This is a genomic window from Stutzerimonas nitrititolerans (assembly GCF_003696285.1).
Taxonomy (GTDB): Bacteria; Pseudomonadota; Gammaproteobacteria; order Pseudomonadales; family Pseudomonadaceae; genus Stutzerimonas; species Stutzerimonas nitrititolerans.
On sequence record NZ_RFFL01000003.1, the window covers coordinates 133,306 to 157,826 of the forward strand.

The 24,521-nt window shown below is 59.9% G+C and carries 19 protein-coding genes and 2 pseudogenes; 12 read left to right on the forward strand and 9 right to left on the reverse strand.

What is annotated here, in order from left to right:
• The first annotated feature begins 304 nt into the window (after window positions 1–304).
• From EA795_RS04630 to EA795_RS04645, 4 genes are all read left to right on the forward strand, one after another.
• Window positions 305–5,422: a RecQ family ATP-dependent DNA helicase gene (locus EA795_RS04630; protein ID WP_122075812.1), complete on the forward strand. Its 5,118-nt coding sequence runs from the start codon at window positions 305–307 to the stop codon at window positions 5,420–5,422.
• A 54-nt stretch (window positions 5,423–5,476) separates the two neighbouring features.
• The gene (locus tag EA795_RS04635; RefSeq protein WP_349771811.1) at window positions 5,477–5,779 is read left to right on the forward strand and encodes a hypothetical protein; all 303 of its coding nucleotides are present in this window, start codon (window positions 5,477–5,479) and stop codon (window positions 5,777–5,779) included.
• A gap of 50 nt (window positions 5,780–5,829) precedes the next feature.
• Window positions 5,830–6,966, forward strand: a complete 1,137-nt coding sequence (locus EA795_RS04640) for a protein NO VEIN domain-containing protein (RefSeq protein WP_122075813.1) — start codon at window positions 5,830–5,832, stop codon at window positions 6,964–6,966.
• Window positions 6,967–7,109: 143 nt separating this feature from the next.
• Window positions 7,110–7,829 (forward strand): hypothetical protein, encoded by a 720-nt coding sequence (locus EA795_RS04645; protein WP_122075814.1) that lies wholly within the window; start codon window positions 7,110–7,112, stop codon window positions 7,827–7,829.
• A 276-nt stretch (window positions 7,830–8,105) separates the two neighbouring features.
• Here EA795_RS04645 and EA795_RS04650 read toward each other — a convergent pair.
• Window positions 8,106–8,725: pseudogene (locus EA795_RS04650) on the reverse strand (tyrosine-type recombinase/integrase).
• A 287-nt stretch (window positions 8,726–9,012) separates the two neighbouring features.
• On the opposite strand from EA795_RS04650, the gene EA795_RS04655 reads away from it, so the two are divergent.
• Window positions 9,013–10,038: a beta family protein gene (locus tag EA795_RS04655; protein ID WP_158601295.1), complete on the forward strand. Its 1,026-nt coding sequence runs from the start codon at window positions 9,013–9,015 to the stop codon at window positions 10,036–10,038.
• On the opposite strand, the gene EA795_RS04660 is transcribed toward EA795_RS04655, so the two are convergent.
• The gene (locus EA795_RS04660) at window positions 10,022–10,588 is read right to left on the reverse strand and encodes a sce7726 family protein (RefSeq protein ID WP_122075817.1); all 567 of its coding nucleotides are present in this window, start codon (window positions 10,586–10,588) and stop codon (window positions 10,022–10,024) included. The genes EA795_RS04655 and EA795_RS04660 overlap by 17 nt on opposite strands.
• Before the next feature lie 121 nt (window positions 10,589–10,709).
• On the opposite strand from EA795_RS04660, the gene EA795_RS20895 reads away from it, so the two are divergent.
• From EA795_RS20895 to EA795_RS04670, 3 genes are read left to right on the forward strand one after another with little or no spacing between them, the layout of a single operon-like run.
• Window positions 10,710–11,108 (forward strand): hypothetical protein, encoded by a 399-nt coding sequence (locus EA795_RS20895; protein ID WP_147456292.1) that lies wholly within the window; start codon window positions 10,710–10,712, stop codon window positions 11,106–11,108.
• On the forward strand, window positions 11,077–12,111 hold the full coding sequence (locus EA795_RS04665; RefSeq protein WP_122075819.1) for an ImmA/IrrE family metallo-endopeptidase: 1,035 nt from the start codon (window positions 11,077–11,079) through the stop codon (window positions 12,109–12,111). The genes EA795_RS20895 and EA795_RS04665 overlap by 32 nt, the downstream gene beginning before the upstream one ends.
• Window positions 12,112–12,118: 7 nt before the next feature.
• Window positions 12,119–12,745, forward strand: a complete 627-nt coding sequence (locus tag EA795_RS04670) for a hypothetical protein (RefSeq protein WP_122075821.1) — start codon at window positions 12,119–12,121, stop codon at window positions 12,743–12,745.
• Window positions 12,746–13,032: 287 nt separating this feature from the next.
• Here EA795_RS04670 and EA795_RS04675 read toward each other — a convergent pair whose 3' ends face one another.
• Window positions 13,033–13,698 carry a thermonuclease family protein gene (locus EA795_RS04675; RefSeq protein ID WP_122075823.1) on the reverse strand — a complete coding sequence of 222 codons (666 nt, stop codon included), beginning with the start codon at window positions 13,696–13,698 and terminating at the stop codon, window positions 13,033–13,035.
• Window positions 13,699–13,971: 273 nt separating this feature from the next.
• On the opposite strand from EA795_RS04675, the gene EA795_RS04680 reads away from it, so the two are divergent.
• Together EA795_RS04680 and adhP are read left to right on the forward strand one after the other, a co-directional pair.
• On the forward strand, window positions 13,972–14,460 hold the full coding sequence (locus EA795_RS04680) for a hypothetical protein (RefSeq protein WP_014852961.1): 489 nt from the start codon (window positions 13,972–13,974) through the stop codon (window positions 14,458–14,460).
• A gap of 117 nt (window positions 14,461–14,577) precedes the next feature.
• Window positions 14,578–15,606 (forward strand): alcohol dehydrogenase AdhP, encoded by a 1,029-nt coding sequence (gene adhP, locus EA795_RS04685; protein ID WP_014852960.1) that lies wholly within the window; start codon window positions 14,578–14,580, stop codon window positions 15,604–15,606.
• Between the two features lie 140 nt (window positions 15,607–15,746).
• Here the strand turns inward: adhP and radC are convergent, their stop codons facing one another.
• Window positions 15,747–16,247 (reverse strand): RadC family protein, encoded by a 501-nt coding sequence (radC, locus tag EA795_RS04690; protein WP_122075825.1) that lies wholly within the window; start codon window positions 16,245–16,247, stop codon window positions 15,747–15,749.
• 403 nt (window positions 16,248–16,650) lie between these two features.
• On the opposite strand from radC, the gene EA795_RS04700 reads away from it, so the two are divergent.
• Entirely contained in the window at window positions 16,651–16,905 is a 255-nt protein-coding gene (locus EA795_RS04700) for a type II toxin-antitoxin system Phd/YefM family antitoxin (protein WP_122075827.1), read from the forward strand.
• A pseudogene (locus EA795_RS04705) lies at window positions 16,902–17,420 on the forward strand (type II toxin-antitoxin system VapC family toxin). Before EA795_RS04700 ends, EA795_RS04705 begins: the two are co-directional and overlap by 4 nt.
• A 36-nt stretch (window positions 17,421–17,456) precedes the next feature.
• Here the strand turns inward: EA795_RS04705 and EA795_RS04710 are convergent.
• Genes EA795_RS04710 through EA795_RS04730 form a run of 5 tightly spaced genes read right to left on the reverse strand, consistent with a single transcriptional unit; the run spans window position 17,457 to window position 24,354 of the window.
• Window positions 17,457–18,878, reverse strand: coding sequence for a glycosyltransferase family 2 protein (locus EA795_RS04710; RefSeq protein WP_122075829.1), 1,422 nt, complete (start codon window positions 18,876–18,878; stop codon window positions 17,457–17,459).
• The gene (locus EA795_RS04715) at window positions 18,875–19,996 is read right to left on the reverse strand and encodes a HEAT repeat domain-containing protein (RefSeq protein WP_122075831.1); all 1,122 of its coding nucleotides are present in this window, start codon (window positions 19,994–19,996) and stop codon (window positions 18,875–18,877) included. The genes EA795_RS04710 and EA795_RS04715 overlap by 4 nt, the downstream gene beginning before the upstream one ends.
• The gene (locus EA795_RS04720) at window positions 19,986–21,116 is read right to left on the reverse strand and encodes a YaiO family outer membrane beta-barrel protein (RefSeq protein ID WP_122075833.1); all 1,131 of its coding nucleotides are present in this window, start codon (window positions 21,114–21,116) and stop codon (window positions 19,986–19,988) included. Before EA795_RS04720 ends, EA795_RS04715 begins: the two co-directional genes overlap by 11 nt.
• A complete protein-coding gene (locus tag EA795_RS04725; RefSeq protein WP_122075835.1) occupies window positions 21,113–21,502 on the reverse strand; it encodes a response regulator in 390 nt (129 codons plus the stop codon). Before EA795_RS04725 ends, EA795_RS04720 begins: the two co-directional genes overlap by 4 nt.
• A complete protein-coding gene (locus EA795_RS04730; protein WP_122075837.1) occupies window positions 21,499–24,354 on the reverse strand; it encodes an ATP-binding protein in 2,856 nt (951 codons plus the stop codon). The genes EA795_RS04725 and EA795_RS04730 overlap by 4 nt, the downstream gene beginning before the upstream one ends.
• Between the last annotated feature and the right edge of the window lie 167 nt (window positions 24,355–24,521).

Consider the following 24,521-nt stretch of genomic DNA (forward strand, 5'->3'; position numbering starts at 1 on the left):
CCATCGCCACCACTCCCTCGCGTCAGCGATGAGCGCCCCAGGGTCGAGACGGCCCCGGCCGGCTCGATGCGCAGCACGCCAGCGCGACCCGGCCCAGCCGGGTGACGCCCAATCCTTTGCTCTTTTGCTCTTTATGCTCTTTTGCTCTTTCTCTTCCGCTTTCTGTTCCAGTCTAGGGGGGACCGACGCCCATCTGAAACCCCCACAACCACCCCCCACCGCGACCTCACGCACCTACCTACACCGGGCATTTACCGCTACAGTGCCAACAGCCCCGTAGTCTGTTGCAAGGATCGCCGTCCGGATGGCTTCACCGTCTCAACCCAAAAGCCTGATCTTCGATCTGGAAGTTGCACCCGGTACAGCGGGCCAACCCGACCGCATCTTCATGGTCGGTGCCCTGCGCCCCGACACGGGTGAGGAGCTCGAACGCAAGGTCGACAAGAATCTACCCAGCATCCTCGATGCCCTGGACACCCTGGGGCTGGGCGCAAGCTTCGTGCTTGGCCATAACGTCATCGACCATGACCTGCGGATCCTCAAACAACAGGCGCCCCAGCTTGCCCTGCACCAGCTCCCGGTGATCGACACCCTGCGTCTGTCCCCCTTGGCCTTTCCGCAAAACCCGTATCACCGCCTGGTCAAGGACTACAAACTCATTCGTGACAGCCTCAACTCACCGCTGTCGGACTGCCGGTCTACGCTCACCCTGTTCAACGACCAACGTCAGGCCTTTACCGAGCTCAACACGAGCCACCAGGCCGAACTCCTGTGCTACCAGGCGCTGCTGGCCCCAACGCTCAAAAGCGACCTGGGCTCACTCTTTGCCTCGATCACCGGCCAGGCACCCAAGCGCCTCACCGAACTGCGCAGCCTCATCCCCGAGCTGCTCAAAGAAACCGACCCAACCCTGAGCCGTCCCCTCAAGGTATGCAGCACCCGCCTGGAGCAGCTGCTGGAAACCGACCTCATGGATGAGGCCCTGCATCTGCCGTTGGCCTATGCACTGGCCTGGCTGCGGGTTTCGGGCGGCAACTCGGTGCTAGCCCCCTGGGTGCGCTACCAGTTTCCGGAAGTGGGCCGGCTGATCGCCGAGCTGCGTGATACCCCCTGCGGCCAGGACAGCTGCGGCTATTGCACCACCACCCACGACCCACGCCACGAACTCAAGCGCTACTTCGGCTTCGATGACTTTCGCACCGAACCGGACGGCCGCACCCTGCAGCACGACGTGGTGTTGGCGGGCATGCAGGGCAAGCACGTGTTGGCCATCCTGGCGACCGGGGGTGGCAAATCGCTGTGCTACCAGCTTCCGGCCCTGAACCGTTTTCACCGCAACGGCAGCCTCACGGTGATCATCTCGCCGCTGCAGTCGCTGATGAAGGATCAGGTCGATGGCCTACTGGCCCGCAACGTCCAATGCGCCGCCACCCTCAATGGCCTCCTGACCATGCCCGAGCGGGCCGAGGTGCTGGAGAAGATTCAGCTGGGGGACGTGGGTATCTTGTTGGTCTCGCCCGAGCAGTTTCGCAACAAGGCCTTCCGCCGGGCCATTGCCCAACGACAGGTCGGCGCCTGGATCTTCGACGAGGCTCACTGCCTGTCCAAGTGGGGCGCAGACTTTCGCCCGGACTACCTCTACGTCTCGCGCTTCATCAAGCAGTTCACCGGTGACGGCGCGCTGGCCGCCATCGGCTGCTTCACCGCCACGGCCAAGCCCGATGTGCTCGAAGACATCGAGCAGCACTTCAAGGATCAGCTCGACGTCACCTTCGAGCACTTCATCGGTACCCACGAGCGCAACAACCTGAATTTCGAGGTGCTGCCCTGTGCCCGGGCCGAGAAGCGCCACCACACCCAGGCGCTGCTCGAAGACGAACTGGGCCGCAACGAGGGCGGGGCGGTGGTCTTCGTCTCCAGCCGCAAGGGCGCCGAGGAGCTCGCGGACTTTCTGATCGGTCATGGGTGGGCCTGCAAGTACTTTCATGCCGGGCTCGAGCCCCACGAGAAAAAGGACATTCAGGACGCGTTCAAAAGCGGCGAGCTCAAGATCATCGTGGCCACCAATGCCTTTGGCATGGGCGTGGACAAGTCAGACATTCGCCTGGTGGTGCATGCCGACATTCCAGGCTCGCTGGAAAACTACCTGCAGGAAGCCGGCCGGGCGGGGCGCGACCAGGGCGAGGCGCGCTGCGTGCTGCTGTACGACGCCCAAGACATCGAAAACCAGTTCGGCATGTGCGAGGGCTCGAAGCTGACCCTGCGCGACATTCAGCAGATCCTGCGCAAACTGCGCAAGGAGAGCGAGCGGCGCAAGGGCGGCAAAGTCGTCATCACCGCCGGCGAAGTGCTGATGGACGAGCAGGTCGAGACGAGCTTCGAAGCCGGTGAGCGCGACGCCGAAACGAAGGTCGTCACCGCCGTGGCTTGGCTCGAGCGCGGGCAGTTTCTAAAGCGTGAGGAAAACCAGACCCAGATCTTCCCCGCGAGCCTGAAGCTCTCGAAAGAAGAGGCCGAGAAGCGCCTGGCCAATGCCAAATTACCGGCCCGAAGGCTGGAAGAGTTCAAGGCCATTCTGAGCTTTCTCTATGATGCGAGCGCCGACGAGCGCATCAACACCGATGCGCTGATGGCCCTGACCAGCCTGACCTCCGAAGAGGTCACCGCGACCCTGCGGCAGATGGAAGATCTCGGCCTGCTGGTCAACGACTCCAAGCTCACCCTCTACGTGCGCCACGGTGTGGTGGGACCGTCCACACAACGTCTGCAAGCCACGCTGGAACTGGAGTCGGCGCTGTTCGATCTCTTGCAGGAGCAGGCACCCGAGGCCGAGAGCGGCGACTGGCAGGATCTGAACCTGCCGCTGCTGACCGCAGCGCTCAAAACCGCCACCGGCAACCAGGAACTCATACCGCTGCACGTGCTGCGTCTGCTCCGCAGCCTCGCCCAGGATCACGACAGCGAGACGCAGCTGCGCAGCAGCTTCGAGCTGCGTCAGATCAGCCAGGACTTTCTCAAGCTGCGCATCCGCGGCGGGTATAACTGGCGGGGCATTCAGGGGCTCGGCGAGCGCCGTCGCGCCCTGGCTGCGGTGGTGCTGCCGTTTCTGATTGGCAAGCTGCCGCCGGGTTCACGCAGCAAGGATTTGTTGGTCGACACCACCTTCGGCGAACTCACGGAACTGATAGACCGAGACCTGGAGCTGCGTGCTCGGATCGAGCCGCCACAGCGACGCCGAGCAATCGAGCACGTGCTGCTCTACCTGCACAAACAAGACGTGCTGACCCTCAACCACGGCATGACGGTGATGCGTCGCGCCATGACCATCGAAGTCGATCCGGAAAAGCGCACCGGCTACCTCAAGGACGATTACCAGCGACTGGACGAGCACTACCGCGAGAAGCGCATTCAAGTACATGTTATGCGCGAGTACGCCGAAGTGGCGCTGGGCTCCATGCGAGAAGCCCGCGACCTGGTCAAACACTATTTCACCCTGGCCAAACAGGAATTCATTCGTCGCTACTTCGCGGGCCGCGAAGAGGTGCTCAAGCTTGCCACCAGCGAGGAATCCTGGCGCACTATCGTAGAGAAGCTCAGCGCCGCCCAACGGGTCATCGTGTCGGACGATGATGACGTCAACCGTCTGGTGCTGGCGGGACCCGGCTCGGGCAAGACGCGCGTCATCGTCCACCGGATCGCCTACCTGCTACGCGTGCGACGCGTACCGGCGCGCTGCATCGTGGCCCTGACCTTCAACCGGCATGCGGCCAACGAGATCAAGCAGCGCCTGCTGAGGCTCGTGGGACCCGACGCGTATGGGGTCAACGTCATGACCTATCACCGCATGGCCATGCGCCTGACCGGCACGCGATTCGAGCGTGGCGAGACGGTCGAGGAGGGGCGGCTCGCCCAGGTGATGAGCGAGGCCGTCGAGCTGCTCGAAGGCAAGCGTCAGGTCGAGGGCGAGGATGACTTGCGCGAACAGTTGATGCGCGGGTACCGCTACATCCTGGTCGACGAGTACCAGGACATCGACGACCTGCAATACCGCCTGGTCAGTGCGCTGGCAGGGCGCAAGGCCGAGGAAGAAGGGCGCCTGTGCATCTTGGCGGTGGGCGACGACGACCAGAACATCTATGCCTGGCGCGACACCAACAACCGCTACATCGAGCGCTTTCGCGAAGAATATTCGGCGTCAACGAGCTATCTGGTCGACAACTACCGCTCCAGTGCTCGCATCATCGAGGCCGCCAACAGCGTTATTGGCCGTAACCCGGATCGCCTGAAACAGGATCATCCCATTCAGATCGACACGGCCCGTCGTGAGCAATCCAAAGGTGGCGACTGGGAGAGCCTGGATCCGGAACGGGCAGGGCGGGTGCTGCGTTTGAGGGTCGATGCCGAAGACGATGCACACGCGAACGTTCAGGCCCAAGCGGCAATGGCCGAGCTGCAACGGCTGCTCACGCTGGACACCGAGGATTGGCAGGGCTGCGCCGTACTGGCGCGCACCCATCAGTACCTGCTGCCGGTTCAGGCATGGTGCGAGGCCCACGGCGTGCCGTACTGCCTGGCCGCTGACAAGGAAAGTGCATTGCCACTTACGGCCCAGCGGGGCTTTGTGCGAGCGGTTGAAGGGCTACGCGCGATCATCGAGCCGGTCACGGCGGCCGAAGCATGGTCGCGCCTGAGTGATGCCGCCGTTGCCCCGGATTGGTACGGTTTCTTTGTCACCGCGTTCGATCAGCTCACCGCCGAGTTTGGGCTATTCCCGCTCGCCGCCCACTCGCTGATCGATTGGCTCTACGACTACGCGCGTGAGTTGCGCCAGCAACCGAAGCAGGGGCTGTACCTCGGCACGGTGCACTCGGCCAAGGGCTTGGAGTTTCGACACGTCGTGGTGCTCGACGGCGGATGGTCTGCTCAGCCCGATACCCTTAGCGATGAGCGTCGGCTCTATTACGTCGGCATGACTCGCGCCGAGCAGACACTGACCCTATGTGAATTCCCGGGTGGCAACCCGTTCGCAAGAAACCTGACCGAAGAGGTGATTGGACAGACCTTTGCCGGCGAGCCCATGCCCGAACTCGACAAGCGCTACTTGCAGCTGTCGCTTAAAGACATCGATCTGGACTTTGCGGGGCGCCAGCCACCGAGCTCGCCGGTCCACCAAGCACTGGCAAGCCTGGAACCAGGCGACCCGCTCACGCTCAAGGCGCAGGATGAGCGCTACCTAATCCTTGATGCCAGCGGCCAGACCGTGGGCCGCACGGCCAAGTCCTTCAAGCTCGGCCTGGATGTCGAGCACTGCGAGGTAGCAGCGATCCTGGTTCGCCACACCGATCAGTGCGAAGAACAGTACCGAGCGTGGCACAAGTGTGAGCAGTGGGAACTGGTGGTGCCGAGGGTTGTGGGTGTTTGACCTGGCAGGCACAGCAGCGACCATGAACACGCAGTTAACGGTCTAGCAGTTGAAATGAAGAAGTCGAAACTCGAAACCGCTCTGTACCCGTTTCGATACAAGATACTGACACTGATGATCATGGCAGTCCTGGTCAACAGCTACAGCCTGTCTGACGATTCCGGCGTCATGGCTGCGGCGGCCATCACGCATTTTTTGTTCGGCCAGGCGGTGTTTTCGTACCTCAATGGTTGGAGCGTGTTGATCGGACCTGGTACAAGCTTGGACAGCACGGGCTGCAAATACGCAAGGGATTTAATGGGCCTGGTGGCGTTCACGGCTTTTGTCGTGACGTTTCTGTTCAGGGGCTACTCATAGTCTCGTGACTCTGCGGTCCCCGGCACACCATGACAAAAAGGAAGGACCCTGTGTCTCAGCTCTCCCAACTGCGAAGCCCCGCTGCCGTACAAGCTGCGATGGATGAGTTCGTGCAACTAGGCCGCACCAAATTCCTGGCGCGCTATGGGTTCGGTAAGTCGCGCGACTTCCTGGTCCGTGACCCAAAAACTGGCGTCGATTGCGATTCAAAGGCCATCGCCGGTGTCGCCTTCGGCAAGCAATTTCCTGATCAGGGCCCGCTCACTGCGGACAGCTTCTCCGGTGGCGAGGCGACCGTCGTTCCGGCGCTGTCGCGGCTCGGGTTTCGCATCATTCGCATCGGCGAAGACTGGTCCGAAGAAGAGGTCCTGGCCACGGTCGAAGACTATTTCGACATGCTGCGCGCCGAGGCCTCTGGGGAGCCGTACAACAAGTCCGAGCACAACCAGGCACTGCGCCAACAGCTGAACGGTCGCAGCAAGTCTTCAGTCGAGCTCAAGCACCAGAACATCAGCGCCGTACTTGATGCCCTGGGCTTACCCTATATCAACGGCTACAAGCCACGCGGCAACAGTCAACTGCTGCTGCGTAAATCCGTACACGCCTATGTTCTGGAACATCAGCAGACGGTCGGCGCCCTTGTCGATGCCCTGGAGGAGGTAAAACTTCCGGGTGACAAAACCTACCAGGCGGCTTTGGTAGAACCGCCCGCCCGTGAAGTGCTCGTGCGTACCTCGGCATCCCTTCGGCAACGCCTACCGCGAAAGTTCGACTATGCCGCTCGCGATGAAGCCAACCGCAAGCTGGGCCGGGCAGGGGAGCAGTGGGTGATCGAGTTCGAGCAGCGGCGCCTGACCGCAGCGGGCCACCCGGAGCTATTCCAGCGATTGGACTGGGTGTCCGACTCCCAAGGAGACGGTGCAGGCTTCGACATCCTGTCGTTCGAAGATGACGCCCGTGAGCGCTTCATCGAGGTGAAAACCACCAACGGCGGGGTAGGCTCGTCTTTCCTGGTCAGCCACAACGAGCTCGAGTTTTCAAAGGAAACGGGCGATCAGTTCCATCTGTATCGCGTGTTCCAATTTCGAGACGGTCCGCGCCTTTTCACGCTACCCGGCGATCTGAGCCAGCATGTGCATCTCAAGCCTACTGACTACCGGGCGAGTTTTCGGAGTGTGGTGGGGTAAAAGCAGAGTCTGGTGGGGTCAATGGCAGCATTCGGCCAGAAGCGGACACCAACCTAAGTGCTACCCAGAAGGCGATTAAGATTTTATCAAGTACGGGAAAAGCATGACCTCCATGACTATTAGCAAATTAAAGGAGCGGACTCATGAAGAATTTTTATAGGGTGACAGCGGCGAAGATAAGTAATCCGAAGGGACACTTAAAGTTTAGTCTTCAGCTTGATGGAAACACTTGGGCTTCGATGCTTGCCCCAAATAAAGCCAGCGACAAGGAGTATAATCGACTTTACCAATTTTACTTGGCTCATAATCGAACGCTGGACTATTTGGTCAATAAATACGTTCATCTATGGGTGGAAAAAAATGAGTATGGGTATGAAATAAAAAGCCTTCATTCTTGCGATATGGTTGCAGACTTCAAGGGCTTACTAGACAAACATGATGGCGAGCCATTTGATACTTTTATTCCAATTTATGAATTGCTCAAGGCCAAAAGGTACCCTCTGAATCCTGATGGATCAATAACGCTCAGGCCACCTTACAGTAATCTTGATATTTATCGAGAGCGCGAGGCTGTTATTTGCTATCGAAATGACTTAAATGAAGGCTACGCCACAAGGGAAAACCTAAAGCTTATTTATGATCATTTTTACGCCAATTACAAAGATGACGATAATAACCCAGATCGCGTGACTAGTATTTTCCTTGGTCGTTTCGCGATACGGGAGACCACTAAGCGATACCACAAAACCATGGGTGGCGTCGAAAGTAGTAGTTGTTTTGATATTTTAAAGCTAGGCGATAAGCTATCTGACGAGCACTTAAAGTTCCTTTCCGAAATTCAGCAGCTTATCGAGGTTAAATAAATTAAATCCCTTCGAGGCGTCCTCTGCTTTTTCCAATATCTCGTTAGCCACCTCGAAGGACATCCGCACAATCGGCGGATTGGTATTTCCTGCCACGTAATAGAACTGTGCAGGCGTCTGCGTAATCAGGTGAGCGGCCGGATGATTTTCATAACTAATTAAAAAAACCTGCAGCGCTGCGCTTCATTCAAGTTGCTCGTCTGGCGCTTAATAGGCGCTGAATGACCGCTTTTGGCCGGTTAGCGACGGCCTGACTTCGACCGTCGCTATACATGGTCAAACCTCGGTCTGCTCTGCCATTTCCAAGGCGTCGTCGACCTCAATCCCAAGATATCGAACGGTGCTCTCCAGCTTCGTATGGCCAAGCAGAAGTTGAACGGCCCGCAAGTTCTTTGTCCTGCGATAGATCAGTGATGCCTTTGTACGTCTCATTGTGTGAGTGCCATACATGGCCGGATCAAGGCCAATGGCTTGCACCCAGCCTTTGACGATACGAGCGTATTGACGAGTGGATAGATGGTCTGAGGTGTGCAGCCTGCTCGGGAAAAGGCAGTCCTGGCTACGGAGCTGGGCTTGGTGTATCCAGGCCGCGAGAGCAGACCGTGTTTGCTCAGTAATTTCGAACTGCACTGGTCGCTTCGTTTTCTGCTGCATAACCATTGCTCGTGATGACACATGCTCGCCATGAGCAACGTCGCATACACGGAGCTTGGTTAAGTCGCAGGCTCGAAGCTTGCTGTCGATGGCCAGATCGAACAAAGCCAGATCCCGGGTTCGTTCTGCAAGCTGAAGCCTTACTCGATGGCCCAGATATCTCTCAGCCGGAGCGGGGTTTTCTGTCCGACCAACTTTCCTTTGTTCCAGGGCCGGCGGGTGCAGGTAGCAGTGATGTTCATGGCAAGTCCTCCACATGTGGGAGGACAAGCATGGCTAGCCTGAGAAGTGGTCGCTAACCGGCCAGAAGCAGCCGCTCGCTGTAGGCTGCCTTCGACCAATAGCTGCCTGATTTACACAGAGCCCAGTACACCTTCATGCGAGCAAGCCACCGTCGCTGCTACTTCGTCACCGATCGGGGGTGGGCCGTATAGGGTTTGGGGCTGGAGGTTGCTGGGCGACCCAGAGTTGGCGCGGCGATGTCAAAATGCTATACGTTTTTGTCAATCAGCGTGCCAGGGAGGGCTACATGGCCAAGTTTCCGACTCATCCGCAGTATATTCCGATCATCAAGTGGCAGGGCTACGAACAGCGAGCTCTTGAGAAGGTCGACGCTGCTCTTGTTTCTCGCCTGCGGCCCTGTGTCGAGGTTCGGACCTCTAAGCAGCATGTAAACCTGATTGCGAATCTCCAAACGATCTGGCCGTATGAAGTGCTGGTGGACTATGCCAATCCTAGTGGCGCACTGACGCATGTTCGCCTGAACGAGTTGCTAGATTTTATGCAGCATGCTGTCCAGCAAAAACTCCCGGCCTCGCCTGTTTTAGGGCCTGCCTATGTGGCCAGTGTCGGGGCTAGGTTTCTCAAGTTGGCGGAGGCTCTGCCCTCTGTTGTCATCCGCTTGCGGGTGAGTACGTTGACTATTCCGGATGATAGGCTGCAACTCGCCAAAGGCGCCCACAATTTCTTGAAGACCCATGGGATCACCTCTTCACTGATTGTTGATTTGGGTGTGAGCCCGAAAGAGTGGATGCCGGCTTCGGTAGCCAGGCTGGGTCAAGATCTGCGGGCGTTAGCAGCCATCGGCTATCAGTCAGTGCACCTGATCTCCGGGGCTTACCCGGCAAGTCTGGCTGCGGTCAAAACTGGTATGGCGACCTTTAATCGCGATGACTGGGGCTTCTGGTGTGACGTGAATGCCAATGTACCGGATCTTAAGATCGGATTTGGTGACTACGGGACGCTTTCGCCGGAATGGACGGAGGAGATTCTGCAGCGCCGCGGTACCCGTATTGCTATCCGGTATACCCGTGATGACGACTGGCTGGTTCTGCGGGCTGATGGCAATACCACCAACGACTCGATTGCTCTCTCCGAGATCCTCGTGAATACCTACGCTGGCGACTTCAAGGGGGCTACTTACTCGTTTGGAGACCGCCTCATCGAAGAGCGCGCAGACCCCAATTTGCCGGCGAAGAAAAAGCGCTGCGGGCACTACCACATCACGGAAGCGTGGAGTCACCACATCGCTTATGTGCTTAAAGAGCAATACTGAGACTGGGGCAAGCTCGATTGATCAAACGTTGCCGGACTTTGATTTTGAGCTCCTCCAGGGGCAGTAGCTCGGTGAGCTTGGCTTGAATGACATAGAGGCTTTTGCTCTTGAAGCCGCGGGTGACTCCCTGCTCTTCAAGTATCTGCAGTGCCTCTTCGCGCTTGAGTAGCGTGACCAGAACGCCAGGCTCGTGGCGCTTGTTGAGTTTGGCTTTTCGCACTTGTTTGAATGCCTGGCCAGCCTTATCCGGCACCACCATGATGCCCCACCATGACGGCAGCATTGGCATAGCCTTCTTGAGGTGGCATTCGGCGGTAACCAGAGTCACTTGATCGAACGCACGTGCGTAGCGAGAGCCTTGGCCAACCAAGCGAGTCAGCGAGTCGCTGGCGCTTTTTATCTCGTAGCAATGCATGTCCATGACTTGCACAAGATCCGCACGAATCTCACCACCGTTGAGTTCGACCTCCTCCAGGAAATGGAAGGAGTCAGTCGGCCTCACCGTTGCTAGGTGGTGAGATAGGGCAAGTTTTATTTCAGCTTCACGCATGTTCGATTCTCAAAGGGGAGGCCATCATGCCGAAAAAATGGCTCACTTGTCCTCGTATTTCAGACCGCTGAAGGCATTCTAGTGGCTGCTTAGCTGTATGCAAATATGCTAAAATATTTGCATGAGAAAAAATAAAGATCTGCCCCGGATTATCACTGAGCTTCGCGGGTATTTCGCCAGTGAAGGGCTGGAGACCAGTGCTTCAATTTCAAGGGCTACAGGCGTTAATCAATCACAGGTCTATCGTAATCTTTTTGACTCGCCGAAACGTTTCACTAAGACGCATCTTCGTTTATGCGAATATGCAAAAATAGATACCCAGGATGAGGCTGCTGATCCGCGGTCGAGCGACATCTTGATGGGGGCGCTAGCTTCTGTGTGGGATGGCTCAGATGTCCATGCTCGCAGGCTGGCAGATCTGCTTTTTGCTCATAGCCGGGCGGGCATGGGAAAATCAACTAATGGAAGAGCGTTAGAGGAGACTGCAAATGCAAGACGCAAAGACTCCGATAACCGTTAAATCCACGTTCGAACGCCTCCAGGCAGCGGGTTACCCTCGTGCGTATGTCACGAAGCTATTGCCTGACTGGTGGGACAACAGTCTCTTCAAGACCAGTGCTGGAGCGTTCCAGTTTGCTCTGATCCTGAAGCAGCGGCTGGGTTTGGACGTTAGTTTTGGGCAAGACGGTGATTTGACAATCCAGCCGCGGGCGGCTCGTGCCAATTTCAAGCATCGGGCAGATACGCGAGTTGAAGAGTTGGATGTCGCTGCTGGCCTCGGCATTGCTTTGGCGCGCCTGGCGGTTTTTGCATCTACTGCCTATCGCAATCTGCCGAATGACCCAAGCGTGCTTAACGAGATGGTGCGCACTCTCAGTGGTCGAGAGTGTGTCGACTTCGAGGGCCTGCTGGATTTGTGCTGGGGGCATGGCATTCCCGTCTTGTTCCTCAAAGACATGCCTAAGAACACCAAGAAAATGACGGGCATGGCAGTGATGGTCGATGGCCGGCCTGCCATCTTGCTTGGGTTCGGACACGATCAGAAGTCCCGGCAACTGTTTGTTCTAGCGCACGAGTTGGCCCACATTCTCTGTGGCCACGTTCAAGACAACGGCGCTCTCATCGATGAAGAGATTGCTGATGTGAGTGAGGGGCTAGAGGGAAGAGCCCAGGTTGTGCGTGATGATCAGGAGAGGGAGGCAGATAGCTTTGCTCTACAGCTGATCAGAAATGGCCAACTAGAGGTTGCCCGCCGAATTCCTCGCCAAGCTTCTGCAGCAATGCTAGCAGCCGCAACGTTTCGGCTTGGTCGAGAGAGTGGTATCGATCAGGGACACCTGATCCTGTCCTATGCCAAAGAGCACGATGACTGGATGAAAGCCTCTCAGGCATTACGCTTCCTTCCTCCGACTGCTGGAGCTATCGATGTGCTCCGGGAGCGGTTCATGAACAATATCGATTTTTCGGCGATCACCGCCGAGAGCAGTGAACACCTTCTTGCGATGCAGGGATTTGCGGAGTAACTCGATCTTGTATTTGCTTGATAGCGATGCAGCCAAAAAAATCTGCCAATACCGCCTGCTAAATGAGCTGGCTGCGGCGCTGGGTTGCGCTTTGAGTGATTTTGCAGTGCTTCCACAGCTCAAGTATCAGCTGAAGCTGGCCAATACTGATAAGGCACGCGACAAGCTCGGTAGCCAAGAGGCTGTGGACATGGCCAGGCAGCTTGTTGAGGCGGCTTCTGAGGTGGTCGTGTTGGCTGACTCAGCCAATCCGTTACTAGAGCTGAACAGGCCGGACATCGACTCTGGAGAGGCTACCCTCTTCGCTGCTTTACATGGCGATGATGACTCAAGCCTGGTAAGCGGTGATAAGCGCGCATTTGTTGCTCTCTCAAAGGTAGATGATATTCCGGTTGTGGATGCCCTTTGGGCTCGCCTGATTTGTTTGGAGGAGGCCTTGCTCCTCATTTTGCAACATGCGGAGTTTCAGCAAGTCTCCGAAAAGGTTCGCTCAGTGCCGGTTGTGGATATGGCGATCAGCATCGCCTTCGGCCGAGTGCACGCCAACCCCATCGATGACGTATTGAATGGGTTGAATAGCTATCTGCTAGATCTGCAGGCCAATACCTCTGGTAAATACCAACTGCCCAGCTAAGGGTGAATAGCCCCCCTCCCTTAGAGACCTCCACGCCTCACAGAAGGTCTTCTAAGCCACTGAAGAACAGTCCGCTTCTGGCCGAACCCAGCCATCGCCATAGATCCCAGCGTCAGCGATGAGCGCCCCAGGGCCGAGAGGGCCTGCCGGCTAGATGCCCCTTACGCCAGCGCGACCCGCCTTGGCGGGTGAGGCCTTACACACGACACCTCGCCCTTAGGCCCAGACACCGTCTCCATCGTCTTCCAGCTAACCGAGCTTTTATTGATTGAGACCTAACCACGCGCTTACCGACAAATCGCCTCGCACGGAATCCCGTCCCCATCACCATCAATGCGGGGGTTTCGGCACGACCGAAGCTGAAACCTGGCTTCTGCGCACCCGCTCATCTGCCGGCAGGACTTGATCACCGAGCAGCTGAAGCCGCTCTGCTGAGGTGACGTCGAGGGAGGCCGTATCGATGCACGCTGCGACGTGGAGCCGCTTCGCTGTGCCTGCCGCCATTCAGAAGGCGCCACCTGCTCCGATTTCGGCAACGACCAGATGCCTCGCTTGAACTCCTTCGCCACCGCTTCGAGGTTCAAGAGGCTGCGGTCCTTCAGGTAGTCGCGATATACCCAGGCGGCTCCGGTCCTGACCATCTCGGCGTTCACGTCGGTATTGCCAACTGTCACGCGCGCTACGGTGCGGCCGTAACGGTCGAGGTCCTGGATGTGGAGGGTGACGTCCTTGCCAAACACCAAGCCTGACAGGGCCTGCCGTGCACGACTGCCGTACGGCTGCTTCAATTCCGGTGCGTCGATTTCACCCAGTCGTACCCGCACCTGATCCTTGTGGGCAGTAAGGCAACTGAAGGTATCCCCATCGGCGATACCAATGACACGACAGTCAATCGACTCGGCGGCGACGGGAAGGGCCGTGAAGAGTAGAGCGGTCAAGAAATAGCGCAGCATGGGCATCCGTGCGGTTAAAAGGCGCGAAGTTAGCAGGCTGGTCGAACACTGTCAGAGAGCCGCGTCTCAGGCGTGCCGGGTAGGTCAATGCACCCGCTAACTTCTTGATTATCAGAACGGCCGTTTTGCCGGCAATCTCCGCCGTATTGTGCACCTTAACGAATGACTCTGAGCTTTTCTCGATGTCCGTGAACCACGCCAGACTTGGCTATGCGGGGCTGGGTTAATGTGTCGAGACAGCACCCATCGACGGGCTGCCACAAGGAGGTGCACATGCGGCGTTTTGGGTTACAGGCGGCGTTCGTGCTGATCGCACTGGGCGCGGGTACGGCCCTTGGCGGGTTCTATCTGGGGGCGGCACCACAGGTGCCAGACGTCATTCGTCCACCGCTGGACATCATGGCGGATGCCGACGAGGTACGTGTCTGGGGCGCCTGGGAGGTGCTGGCCGGATATGTCCCGCCCGGCACGGGCGCCGTTGAAATCCGTTGTTTCAGGCAGGCGGGGCTTTGTGTAGAAGCGCAGGCCAACCTGCTTCAGCACACCGAGGGCGAGGACTTGATGGCCGAGGCCCGGCTCTACCAGATCACGGCCTGGAGCGACGACATTGTCGAGGCCGCACAACTCACCACGTCAGCTGATTGCGGACAGAACCGCTTGGAAATCCGTTTAGGTGAGCAGGGCGCTCGTCGATCCTGGAGTGGTATCGGGGCGTGCGAAGTCGATCCGGGGCACGCTTACCTGGTCGGAGATCCGCTCTAGGCCGGGTCGCCGCCCGTCGCCGTTCATCGTGTCGGCCTGGTGACGTTGACCCGGGTCAATCAGTCTGTTGCCTTGCAGGCGCAGGCTGAGGTTTTCCCACTCGAAACGGAGCAGACAATGGATACAACCATGAAAGCCGCCGTGGTACGTGCCTTCGGACAACCGCTGGTGATCGAGGAGGTCGCGGTGCCACGACCGGGGCCGGGGCAGGTGCTGATGAAGGTCGAAGCCTGTGGGGTCTGCCATACCGACCTGCACGCCGCTGAGGGTGATTGGCCGGTAAAACCTGAGCCGCCCTTCATCCCTGGCCACGAGGGCGTCGGCCACGTGGTGGCGGTGGGCGCGGGCGTCACGCATGTACGCGAAGGCGACCGTATCGGCGTACCGTGGCTGTATTCGGCCTGCGGCCACTGTGTGCATTGTCTCGGCGGCTGGGAAACACTGTGCGAAACGCAGCAGAACACCGGCTATTCGGTCAACGGCAGCTTCGCCCAGTACGTGGTGGCCGATGCCAACTATGTCGGTCTGCTGCCCCAGAGCATCGGTTTCGTTGAGATCGCGCCGGTGCTATGCGCCGGCGTGACCGTCTACAAGGGTCTGAAGGTCACCGACACCAAGCCAGGCGACTGGGTGGTGATCTCCGGCATCGGTGGGCTCGGCCACATGGCGGTGCAGTATGCCAAGGCCATGGGCCTGAACGTGGCGGCGGTCGATATCGACGACAGCAAGCTGCGCCTGGCTGAACGCCTCGGCGCCCAGCTCACGGTCAATGCGCTCACTACAGACCCGGCTGCCTTCATCAAGAAAGAAATCGGCGGTGCACACGGTGCGCTGGTCACTGCGGTATCACCGAAAGCCTTCGCCCAGGCCGCCGGCATGCTGCGTCGTGGCGGCACGATGTCGTTGGTTGGGCTGCCGCCAGGGGACTTCCCGCTGGACATCTTCGGCATGGTGCTCAATGGCATCACCGTGCGTGGTTCGATCGTTGGCACCCGGCTGGATCTGCAGGAGTCACTTGAGTTCGCAGCGCAAGGCAAAGTTGGCGCCACTGTCGCCACGGATCGCCTGGAAAACATCAATGCGATCTTTGCACACATGCACAAGGGTGAGATTGAGGGCCGCATCGTGCTCGATATGACGCTGTAGCCGCATGCCGACACACCACCAGCGCAACGGGGAGCAGATTGTCGCCCTCAGCTTCGCGCTCGATCAGACGGCTGTGACATCGCTTGTCGTTCTGGTGGGCGCGCAAAAAAAAGAAAAGGGGGCCGAAGCCCCCCTCTGGCCTATAACAGCCCGAGCTCGGCAAACGACACCTGCTCCTGACCCGCCACGATGATGTGATCGAGTGTGCGCACGTCAATCAGCTCCAGCGCGTCCTTGAGCTTTCGGGTCAGCGTCCTGTCCGCCTGGCTCGGCTCTGCATGCCCGCTCGGATGATTGTGCGAAAGGATCACCGCCGCCGCATTGAGCTTAAGGGCCTCCTTCACGACTTCGCGCGGATATACCGAGGCGCTGTCGATGGTCCCGCGGAACATCTCGACGTACTTGATCAGCCGATGCTGGTTGTCGAGAAACAGTACTGCAAAGGCTTCATGCTCCAGGCCCGCGAGCTTGGCGCCCAGGTACTCCTTGACGATGTCAGGCGCATTGAACGGTGCGCCCCGCCGGACTTTCAGGTCGACGACCCGGCGTGCGGCTTCGAGGATCTGATCGGCTGTGGCCGGCAGGTAATGCCCTTCGGCATCACGGACCAGGAGGGACGACTCGAAGGTGAATTGAGACATGGCAGCGTGCTCCGGTTGCTCGGGCGGAATTGCCCGGAACCGACCCGGCACGGCGCAGCGCAAGCAGTCAGGGGGCGCAGCCGGCGACAGCCGCAAACGCGCAACGCGGGTGAAGCCCTTGACGGCGAGCACGCCGTGATAAGGTGAAGGACCCAGCAAAACCGCCCCAACTCACTTCATTGCGCGAACCCACGGACCCGTACAGCAAGCGGAGCGCGCAGGCGTCAGCCGACCAGGGGGAGGTGCGCTTGAAGCCCGGCGGGGCGACAGGCCCTTCGACTTTCCCGACGGCAGTATGGGAGATGCTCAACGATGTGGGACGCTGTTAGGGATAGGAAACGAGGCATTGACCAGTTGCGGCAAGTAGTAACATGCGTACATGGCGTTTGCGGAGGTACTCACCATGCCCACCACACCAAGCAGCTGTGAATCCAATCACGACACCAGCGCTGCCAAGAAGGCAGCGTTATCGGGGCCTGTTCTCACCATGGATCGCGGCAGGCCCACGCATGTCCCGCTGAGCATGCATGAGTACCTGCGCCTGGCTGGCGGAAACGCCAGCATCATCGACGTGCTGGCAACGCCTGATGCAGAGGGTGTTGAGTTCGATCCGCCTCGGGCCGATATCAAGATACGCCAAGTGAATCTGTCCTGCTGATTGCCATTGATATCGATGTGGTGTCGGAGCTGCGCAAAGCAAAGTCCGGGCGGGCGGACCCTGCGGTCGTGGCTTGGGCGAAGTTCGTTCAGGCGAGCGAATTGTTCGTATCGGCGATTACCATTCTGGAGTTGGAAACGGGCGTGCTTCAGATCGAGCGACGCGACGCGGTCCAGGGCAGCCTGTTGCGCGCATGGCTGGATCAACAGGTGTGACCAGGCTTCACTGGCCGGATCCTGGCGGTCGATACCGCCGTAGCACGCCGCTGCGCCCGGATAGATGTGCCAGACCCTCGAGCCGAGCGTGACGCGCTGATTGCGGCAACCGCACTGGTTCACGGGATGACGTTATTCACTGATCGATCAGGCGGGCGGGGCACCAGAATGGCACACTCCGGTACCGCATGCCTTGGTGCAGAGGGCACGCGATCAAAGAGCGACCCTGGAAGTTCAGCGGTCACGACGCTTGCGAACCGGGAAACGAAGAACTCGTTACGCGAGGCAATCACGAGCTGATGGGTTCGCAGTCGCTGTTGCCTAGCGAGCCATCGTTCAGTTTTGTCCCCAGGTACCATCGCGGCGCATTGCGCCCCAGTGGTGCCGTTGCCGCGAGAACCATTGCCAAAGGCCACGACAGCGCCAGAGCGTATTGAGTTGTCGATAGCCGAGGTTCTCCAGCACGGCCATCAGAAACAGCTGCAACATATCGCGCCGACGGGTGTATACGCGAAACGACAAGGTTTCCAGCAACAATCCGTTGACCGACAGCAGGATACCCATCCCCACCGCCACCAGCAGAAACAGGGTCAGCGCGGAAAGCGACACGACGCCCAATGCGAAACCGCCCAGCATGAAGCAGTAGCCGGCCAGCTCGATCACGGGGCCCAGCCACTCGAACAGCGTCATGAACGGCCAGGCGAGCCAGCCTGGGGTGCCGCCTCGCCGGCTGAAGGCCAGCCGTGAATGTCGACCAAGGCTTTCGGCCAGCCCTCGCTGCCATCGGCTACGCTGCCGCCCGAGCGTGCCGAGGTCCTGAGGACATTCCGTCCAGCAAATGGGGTCGGGGAGGTAGCGAATGCGGTAGGCGAGGCGGTGCTGCCGATGGTAGCGGTGCAGTCGAACCACCAGTTCCATATCTTCGCCGACGGTATCGGTACGGTAGCCACCGACGGTAATGACTTTCTCCCGGTCGAACAGGCCGAAGGCACCGGAGATGATCAGGACGGCGTTCAGGGGGGACCAGCCAAGACGACCGAAGAGAAAGGCGCGCAAGTACTCGACGATCTGGAAACGTGCCAGCCAGCTTTTCGGCAACCCGGCCTGGATCAAAAAGCCACCGCGTACATGCGAGCCGTTGGCAATGCGCACGGTGCCACCCGCGGCAATGGTGCGTTCGTCTTCAAGAAATGGCTGCACAACGCGCAACAGACTGTCGCGTTGCAGGATGGAGTCGGCATCCACGCCACAGAACAGGCCGTGACGGGCGACGTTGATACCGGCATTCAGGGCATCGGCCTTGCCGCCGTTGGCCTTGTCGATCACCCGCAGATTGACGTAGCGCTGGGAACGGTAGATGGCCTCGATCGGCTTATGGACGACGGACTGGCGCACGGGCTCAGGATGGAGCACCAGAGCGAATTCCTCGATGAGAACTTCGAGGGTGCGGTCCTTCGAGCCATCGTTGATGACCAGGACCTCGAACTCGGGATACTGCAGCTGCAGCATGGAGCGCACCGATGTTCGTATCGTCGCCTCTTCATTGAAGGCCGGCATCAGGATGGAAACCGGCGGCTCGACACCCAGATAGGGAGCGGCTTCGCCGATCACCGCGCGTTCGCGCATGTAAGCCATCAGGCTGGCCATGGACAGCACGTTGAGTACCAGATAAGTGCCGTTGAGCAGCACGAAATACAGGATGAATCCGAGCTGCAGCCACCAAAGCCAATCCAGAGCCGTCAGTGAGTCGAGCGTCATCGTTGGGTCTCCGCAATTGCGCGTCGAAGCGCATCCTGGCCGTAGCGGTCGTCGACCTCATGCAGCATCTGCTGCAGCTGCTCGGTTGTCATGCCCGGCAGGCTTGCCAGGCTGTCGGCAGCGGCCTGGCGGACCGACCAGGTCCGGTCTTTCAGCAGCGGCATGAACACGCCCTGATCGTCACTGCGTGCCTGCCGGCCCAACGCCTGCAGTGATTCGAGGCGTACGCCGGGGTGGCTGTGTTGCAGCTTGTCGATCAGGTTCGTCCGGTCACGCGGGTCGCCCAGCTCGCCCAGGCAACGGAGCGCGGCCAGCATGTGCTCGACGGGTGCGTCTTCGTTCAGTCGGGTTCGTGCCCAGGCGGCGGCATGCCGGGGTTCGCTATGGACCAGCAGGGCGGCCAGGCGCTGGTTGGGCGTCGCCTCGGTGTTCAGCAGCGAGAGCAGTGGCCCGGTCACTGCCTGCTCACCGGCCTGCAGGCAGAGACTTGCGAGGCGGGGCAGCGCCCAATCGGGGCGCTTCGTCGCTGTCGCCAATATCGCCTGCATCGCACGGGCGGGGTCCATCGCCACCAGCGTCTGAGCCGCCGTGAGGGATACGATGGTGTTGCGGCTCTGCAACATGGGCATTACCGCATCCCAATGCCTTGCATCGGCAAGGTGGCGCAGACTGGTCAAGCCGATGAGCCTGTTTCGCACCCGACCGCGCAGCAGTGCTAGCGCCAGACGCTCCATGCCGAGGGCAACCATTGCGCGATTCATTCGCTCGTGCGCGGCGCCGCGCAGTTGCATCTGGGTGCGGTTCCACTGCAGAAGCAGCCAGAGCTGCTGCGTGCGCGTGGAGGGAACAGATGCTTCGGGTAGCTCGTCAGACAGGCTGCAGAGGGCGAAATAGGGGCGCCAGCTATCATTGAAGCGCTGCCTGCGCTTGGCCTGCAGCTTGGCGGCTTCGCCGAACAGCAGAACCTGCACCATGACCAGCAGCGTCAAGGCCGCCAGTCCTACAACGCAGTAGAAGGCCAGCAGCAGCACGACGTCTTGCGGCTTCAGCGCGGCCCAAACCAACATCGGGGTTTCGCAGAGCAGGTCGGGGCAGGGAAGATTCCAGTCAGAACGCATGACGCAGGCCGAGCTGTAGCCATTGCCGGGTGTAATAGTCACCTTGCTTGTGATGGCCGATTTCCCAGGTCATAGCCCAGCGACGGCTGAACCAGTGGCGTCCCTGAAGACTGAGTGCGCGAACGTCGCTGGTGATCAGCCGTTGCTCCTCCACCGCCTCTTCCTCACCGGCGGTGAGCCGGACGCCTGCATAGCTGAGTCCCCGGTAGTAATAGTCCAGGCCCAGGTTGTGCCCCACGGGCGTTCCGGCGTCGGCGACATCGGTGATGTTGAGGGTGTAGCCGGCGCGCCAGTTCCCGAAATAGCGTTCGGCGCTCAGTGCGAGTCGATCGACGCGTGTGGTTTCGTACTCGGTACGACGGATGCTGACGGCACCCAGATAGCCATTTTCAAAGCGGCGCTGCAGACGCAGGTCGGTATGCCATTCGGGGAGAAAATAAGGAGAGGGCTGGTAGCCGACTTCCGGCTGCAGCGTCCATCTGTCATTCAGCGGCAGTATCGCGCCCAGCTCGATGCCTTCGTCCCACTCGCCGAAGCGTTGTTCGCGCAGCAGTGCGCCGTACCAGCCCGGCCCTTCTGGACGAGTCGAGGTATAGTCCAGCCGGTGGCTGCGCCAATCGTCGAAGCCGTTGTCCAGCGCGTCCTTGCGGGTGGAAAGCTGAAGTTCGTGACGCCGCTGCGTTGGCACGTCGGAGTTGGGTGCGGTTGCCGTCACCGGCACGACCAATGCTGCCCGGGCCTGCTGGATCACGGTTTGAACATCGCCATAGTCCGGCGCGATCACCGCGGCGCGTTCCAGCGATTCCAACGCCCGTTGCGGGAAACCGGACCAGAGCAGTGCCTGGCCGTAGCCAAGCAGATAGTCCACATTGTCGGTCTGGCTGGTGAGCAGTGACTCGTAGATTGGCAGCGCCTCGTGAGGACGGCCCTGCCAGGCGAGTACGCGCGCCAGCAGGAAGCGCGCCTGCTGATCGCCGGGCTGCTGCCGCAGATGGGCTTCGAGCGTCGCCCTGGCGGCATCGAGCTGCTGTTCGCGGACCTGATGCTCGGCGGTGGCAAGGTCGGCCCATGCATTGACACTGCCCAACGCCAGCGCCCCGAGCAGAATGAGGCGGATCATCGACGCCCCCGTAGCAGGCGCCGAATCCGTGCCAGCAGTTCTTCGGGCTGGAAAGGCTTGGTGACGTAATCGTCGGCGCCGAGCTCCAGGGCGCGGACGACATCCGCCTCGCGGGCCTTGGCGGTGAGCATGAGTACCGGCACCGCCTCCCACCCTGCCTGGGCGCGCAAACGCCCGATGAGTTCCAGGCCGTCGTGGTAGGGCAGCATGATGTCCATCAGCGCGAGGTCTGGTGGCTCGATGGAGGTGAGGCGCTCCAGCGCCTGGCGGCCATCGGCGGCATGTTCGACGATAAAACCGTGGCGCTCGAGCAGGAAGCGGATGAGGAAGGCAATGTCCTCTTCATCTTCCACCATGAGAATGCGCTGTCCAGCGGACCCGTTCATGTCTGAACCTCGTGATTGTCGTTGTGCTGCCCCGACGGCCAGTGCAGCAGCAATTGTTGGATCAGGCGGACCAACTGGTCGCTGTCGTGGCGAGACTTGACCAGTTGGCGCAGCATCAATCGGCTGTCCACAACCGGCGCGTCGAGTGCGGAAAAAAGGATGACGGGAGGTGCAGGGACACTGCGTGCCAGCGCGTCGAACAGCTCGGTCCCGCTGCCGTCCGGCAGCACAAGATCGAGGATTACCAGATCGAAGCGCCGTGTTTCGATAAGCTGGCGGGCTTCGCCGAGTGTTGCCACGCCCAGCAATTCCACATCCAGGGCGGCAACACCCCTGGCGAGTACCGCCCGTAGATCCTCGTCATCCTCCACATGAAGAATGCGATGCCTGGCGCCTGGCTGTGGCAGGCAGGCCTGGATCATCGTCGCCACCCGTGTCGGGTCGAAGGGTGTCTGCAGCCAATCGATCACCCCGACTGCGCCGCCTTGAAGCGTACTGTCGTCGGTTTCCCGGCGTTGCGGCTGCAGACCTACGATCAGTACCGGCAGGGTTCGATAAACCGGCTGGTTGCGGACACTCTTCAGGAAGGCGCCGCAGTCCTCGTCGACCAGTGCCGCGCTCAGGGTCAGCGCATCGACGCCGTTGCGGGCAAGCAGTGCCCACGCATCGGCTACGTTTGAAGCGATCGAGGCGGCGTAGCCGTGTCGTGAGAGGGCTTCAGCCAACTGCTCGGCCGAGAGGCGGTCGGGTTCGACGATCAGAATATGCCCCTCTGATTCAGCCATCCTTGAAGGCGCATCGGCCGGCCGCGGCCCCGCAGGCGTTTGAGCCTGAAGCGGCAGCCGAAACCAGAAGCGGCTACCCAGTCCCGGTGAAGATTCGAATCCCACCTGGCCCTGCATCTGTTCGACCAGTGCGCGGGTAATGGCAAGCCCCAGGCCGGTACCGCCGCGCTGGCGCACGTCAGAGGAATCGGCCTGGGCAAAGCGCTGGAAAATGCGTGAGCGAAAGTTATCGGGAATGCCCGCGCCCTCATCCTGTACACCGATTTCGACCTCGTCGCCATCGGCGCGCAGATCGACCGTGACGGTGCCGCCGCGAGGCGAGTGCTTGATGGCGTTGGACAGCAGATTTGCCATCACCTGGGCAAATCGATCCGGGTCCACCGTCGCGCTGGTATTCGGGGGGCTGGCTTGCGGGGCGAGGACGACACTCACACTGTACTCGCTGGCAAACGGCGCCATGTCGAAAAGGGACTGTTCGACCAGCGCGCGAATGTCGCAGCAGCGAGAATCGAACACCATGCGGCCGGCGTCGAGTTTCTCGATGTCGAGAATGTCGTTAATCAACCTGACCAGCCGCTCACTGTTCTTGTGCGCAATGGCCAGAAGAGGCTGCGCGGAGTCGTCAATCGGGCCGGCGATGCCCCCGACCAGCATGCCGAGTGCGCCGCGGATGGATGTCAGGGGTGTGCGCAGCTCATGGCTGACGGTCGAGATGAATTCGGTCTTCATCTGCTCCATCCGGCGCCGTTGGGAAATATCCACCGCCACCGTCACCACATGGCACGCTCCGGCTGAGACGCGCAAAGGACGCTTGATCATCTGCAACCAGCGCTCCTGGCCATCGCCATCGGTGAGTGCCACTTCGCTGATGCGCAGCTCGCCGGAACCCTGACGCAGCTCCTCCTCGCCAACCAGAAGCGGCATCAGCAAATGCGAAGGATCGATATCGTCGGGCAAGCGCCGCTCTATGTGCTGCGGCTGCAGATTGATCAGCTTGGCCAGCGCGTTGTTGCACAGCACGAAACGGCCTTGCTGGTCACGGACGAAGATCAGGTTCTCGTCGGTATCAACCACCCGCCGCAGGAACGCCTCCTGATCGCGTAGCGACTCCCGGCTTCGTTCGAGCTCGGTCACGTCCCGCGCAATCGCCAGATGATCGCCCAGTCCCGTGGAGACGAGTCGGACTTCGAATATTCGCCTTCCCTGCGGCTCACACCAAAGGCGATGACGTACCGGATCGTCTTCGTGTTGCTTGAGAAGATCGAGCAGCAGGGGCTCGATCACCTCCGGCGTGGGGCCCGGGGAGGTACCCATGGACAAGTTGGAGACTCGTAGCCGCGCGTCCACGGCATAGAGCTGATCGGGTATCGCCTCGAGCAGGGCGCCGATGCGGGCTTCGCCCGCTTGCGCGGTCAAGGCCAACTGATGGCGAATTCTCAGGCTCCGCTGAACCGCCCAGAGTGCGGCGAGGAAAAGCAGTACGACGATCAAGCTGCCAAGCAACGCCAACTGCTGGCTGCGCTCTGTGGTGCCCGCCACCTTTCGGTTAGAGGCTTCGAGTTGGCTGCGTTCCTGCTGTACGACCGCGTTGAGCAGGCCGCGCAACCTGTCCATCAGCTGTCGGCCCGCTGTCCGCTGCACCCGCTCAACGGCTGCCTCGAGCCCGGCGTCGCGCCGGTGCTGGATATTTGCAGCGGCGACCTCGATACGCTCGGCAATGGTGGCGTCCAGCATTTCGAACCAGGGTCTGCCAGGGAAGTCTCGGCCCTGAAGCTGAAGTTCCAATGCTCGTCGATTTTGCTCCAAACGAGAGAGGCCGAGCGTGTAGGGCTCCAGATAATTTGGGTCCCCGGTGAGGATAAAACCGCGCGAGCCGGTCTCGATGTCTTGCAATGAGGAAAGCATCGCCTGGACTTCAGTGATGACCTCCAGGCTTTGTGTGACGGAACGGTTATTGGCGAGCAGCGCTTCCTGTGTGCGTTTGCCATGCCAGCCCAGGATCGCCAAAAGCAGAAAAGCCAGGACGAAAGCGAGGTAATGCCAACCTCTGGCAGCGCGTGTTAGCAAACCTTTACTCCTTTCGCCCCGACAGACAACGGATAGCCGTCCACGCTCCGGACTGGCGGCTTACCTATCAAACTGCACTATAGACGTTCTTTCTTATGTGAGAAATGAGGGGGCACGGGATCCGATCCCTGCCGTTCCGACTGGGCACCGGCCAGACATTGCTTGAG

What these genes read in the sequence shown, in the direction of transcription:
- EA795_RS04630 (WP_122075812.1), top strand. Translation starts at nt 305, where the DNA reads ATGGCTTCACCGTCTCAACCCAAAAGCCTGATCTTCGATCTGGAAGTT.
- EA795_RS04635 (WP_349771811.1), top strand. Translation starts at nt 5,477, where the DNA reads ATGAAGAAGTCGAAACTCGAAACCGCTCTGTACCCGTTTCGATACAAG.
- EA795_RS04645 (WP_122075814.1), top strand. Translation starts at nt 7,110, where the DNA reads ATGAAGAATTTTTATAGGGTGACAGCGGCGAAGATAAGTAATCCGAAG.
- EA795_RS04655 (WP_158601295.1), top strand. Translation starts at nt 9,013, where the DNA reads ATGGCCAAGTTTCCGACTCATCCGCAGTATATTCCGATCATCAAGTGG.
- EA795_RS04660 (WP_122075817.1), bottom strand. Translation starts at nt 10,588, where the DNA reads ATGCGTGAAGCTGAAATAAAACTTGCCCTATCTCACCACCTAGCAACG.
- EA795_RS20895 (WP_147456292.1), top strand. Translation starts at nt 10,710, where the DNA reads ATGAGAAAAAATAAAGATCTGCCCCGGATTATCACTGAGCTTCGCGGG.
- EA795_RS04665 (WP_122075819.1), top strand. Translation starts at nt 11,077, where the DNA reads ATGCAAGACGCAAAGACTCCGATAACCGTTAAATCCACGTTCGAACGC.
- EA795_RS04675 (WP_122075823.1), bottom strand. Translation starts at nt 13,698, where the DNA reads ATGCTGCGCTATTTCTTGACCGCTCTACTCTTCACGGCCCTTCCCGTC.
- EA795_RS04680 (WP_014852961.1), top strand. Translation starts at nt 13,972, where the DNA reads ATGCGGCGTTTTGGGTTACAGGCGGCGTTCGTGCTGATCGCACTGGGC.
- adhP (WP_014852960.1), top strand. Translation starts at nt 14,578, where the DNA reads ATGGATACAACCATGAAAGCCGCCGTGGTACGTGCCTTCGGACAACCG.
- radC (WP_122075825.1), bottom strand. Translation starts at nt 16,247, where the DNA reads ATGTCTCAATTCACCTTCGAGTCGTCCCTCCTGGTCCGTGATGCCGAA.
- EA795_RS04700 (WP_122075827.1), top strand. Translation starts at nt 16,651, where the DNA reads ATGCCCACCACACCAAGCAGCTGTGAATCCAATCACGACACCAGCGCT.
- EA795_RS04710 (WP_122075829.1), bottom strand. Translation starts at nt 18,878, where the DNA reads ATGACGCTCGACTCACTGACGGCTCTGGATTGGCTTTGGTGGCTGCAG.
- EA795_RS04715 (WP_122075831.1), bottom strand. Translation starts at nt 19,996, where the DNA reads ATGCGTTCTGACTGGAATCTTCCCTGCCCCGACCTGCTCTGCGAAACC.
- EA795_RS04720 (WP_122075833.1), bottom strand. Translation starts at nt 21,116, where the DNA reads ATGATCCGCCTCATTCTGCTCGGGGCGCTGGCGTTGGGCAGTGTCAAT.
- EA795_RS04725 (WP_122075835.1), bottom strand. Translation starts at nt 21,502, where the DNA reads ATGAACGGGTCCGCTGGACAGCGCATTCTCATGGTGGAAGATGAAGAG.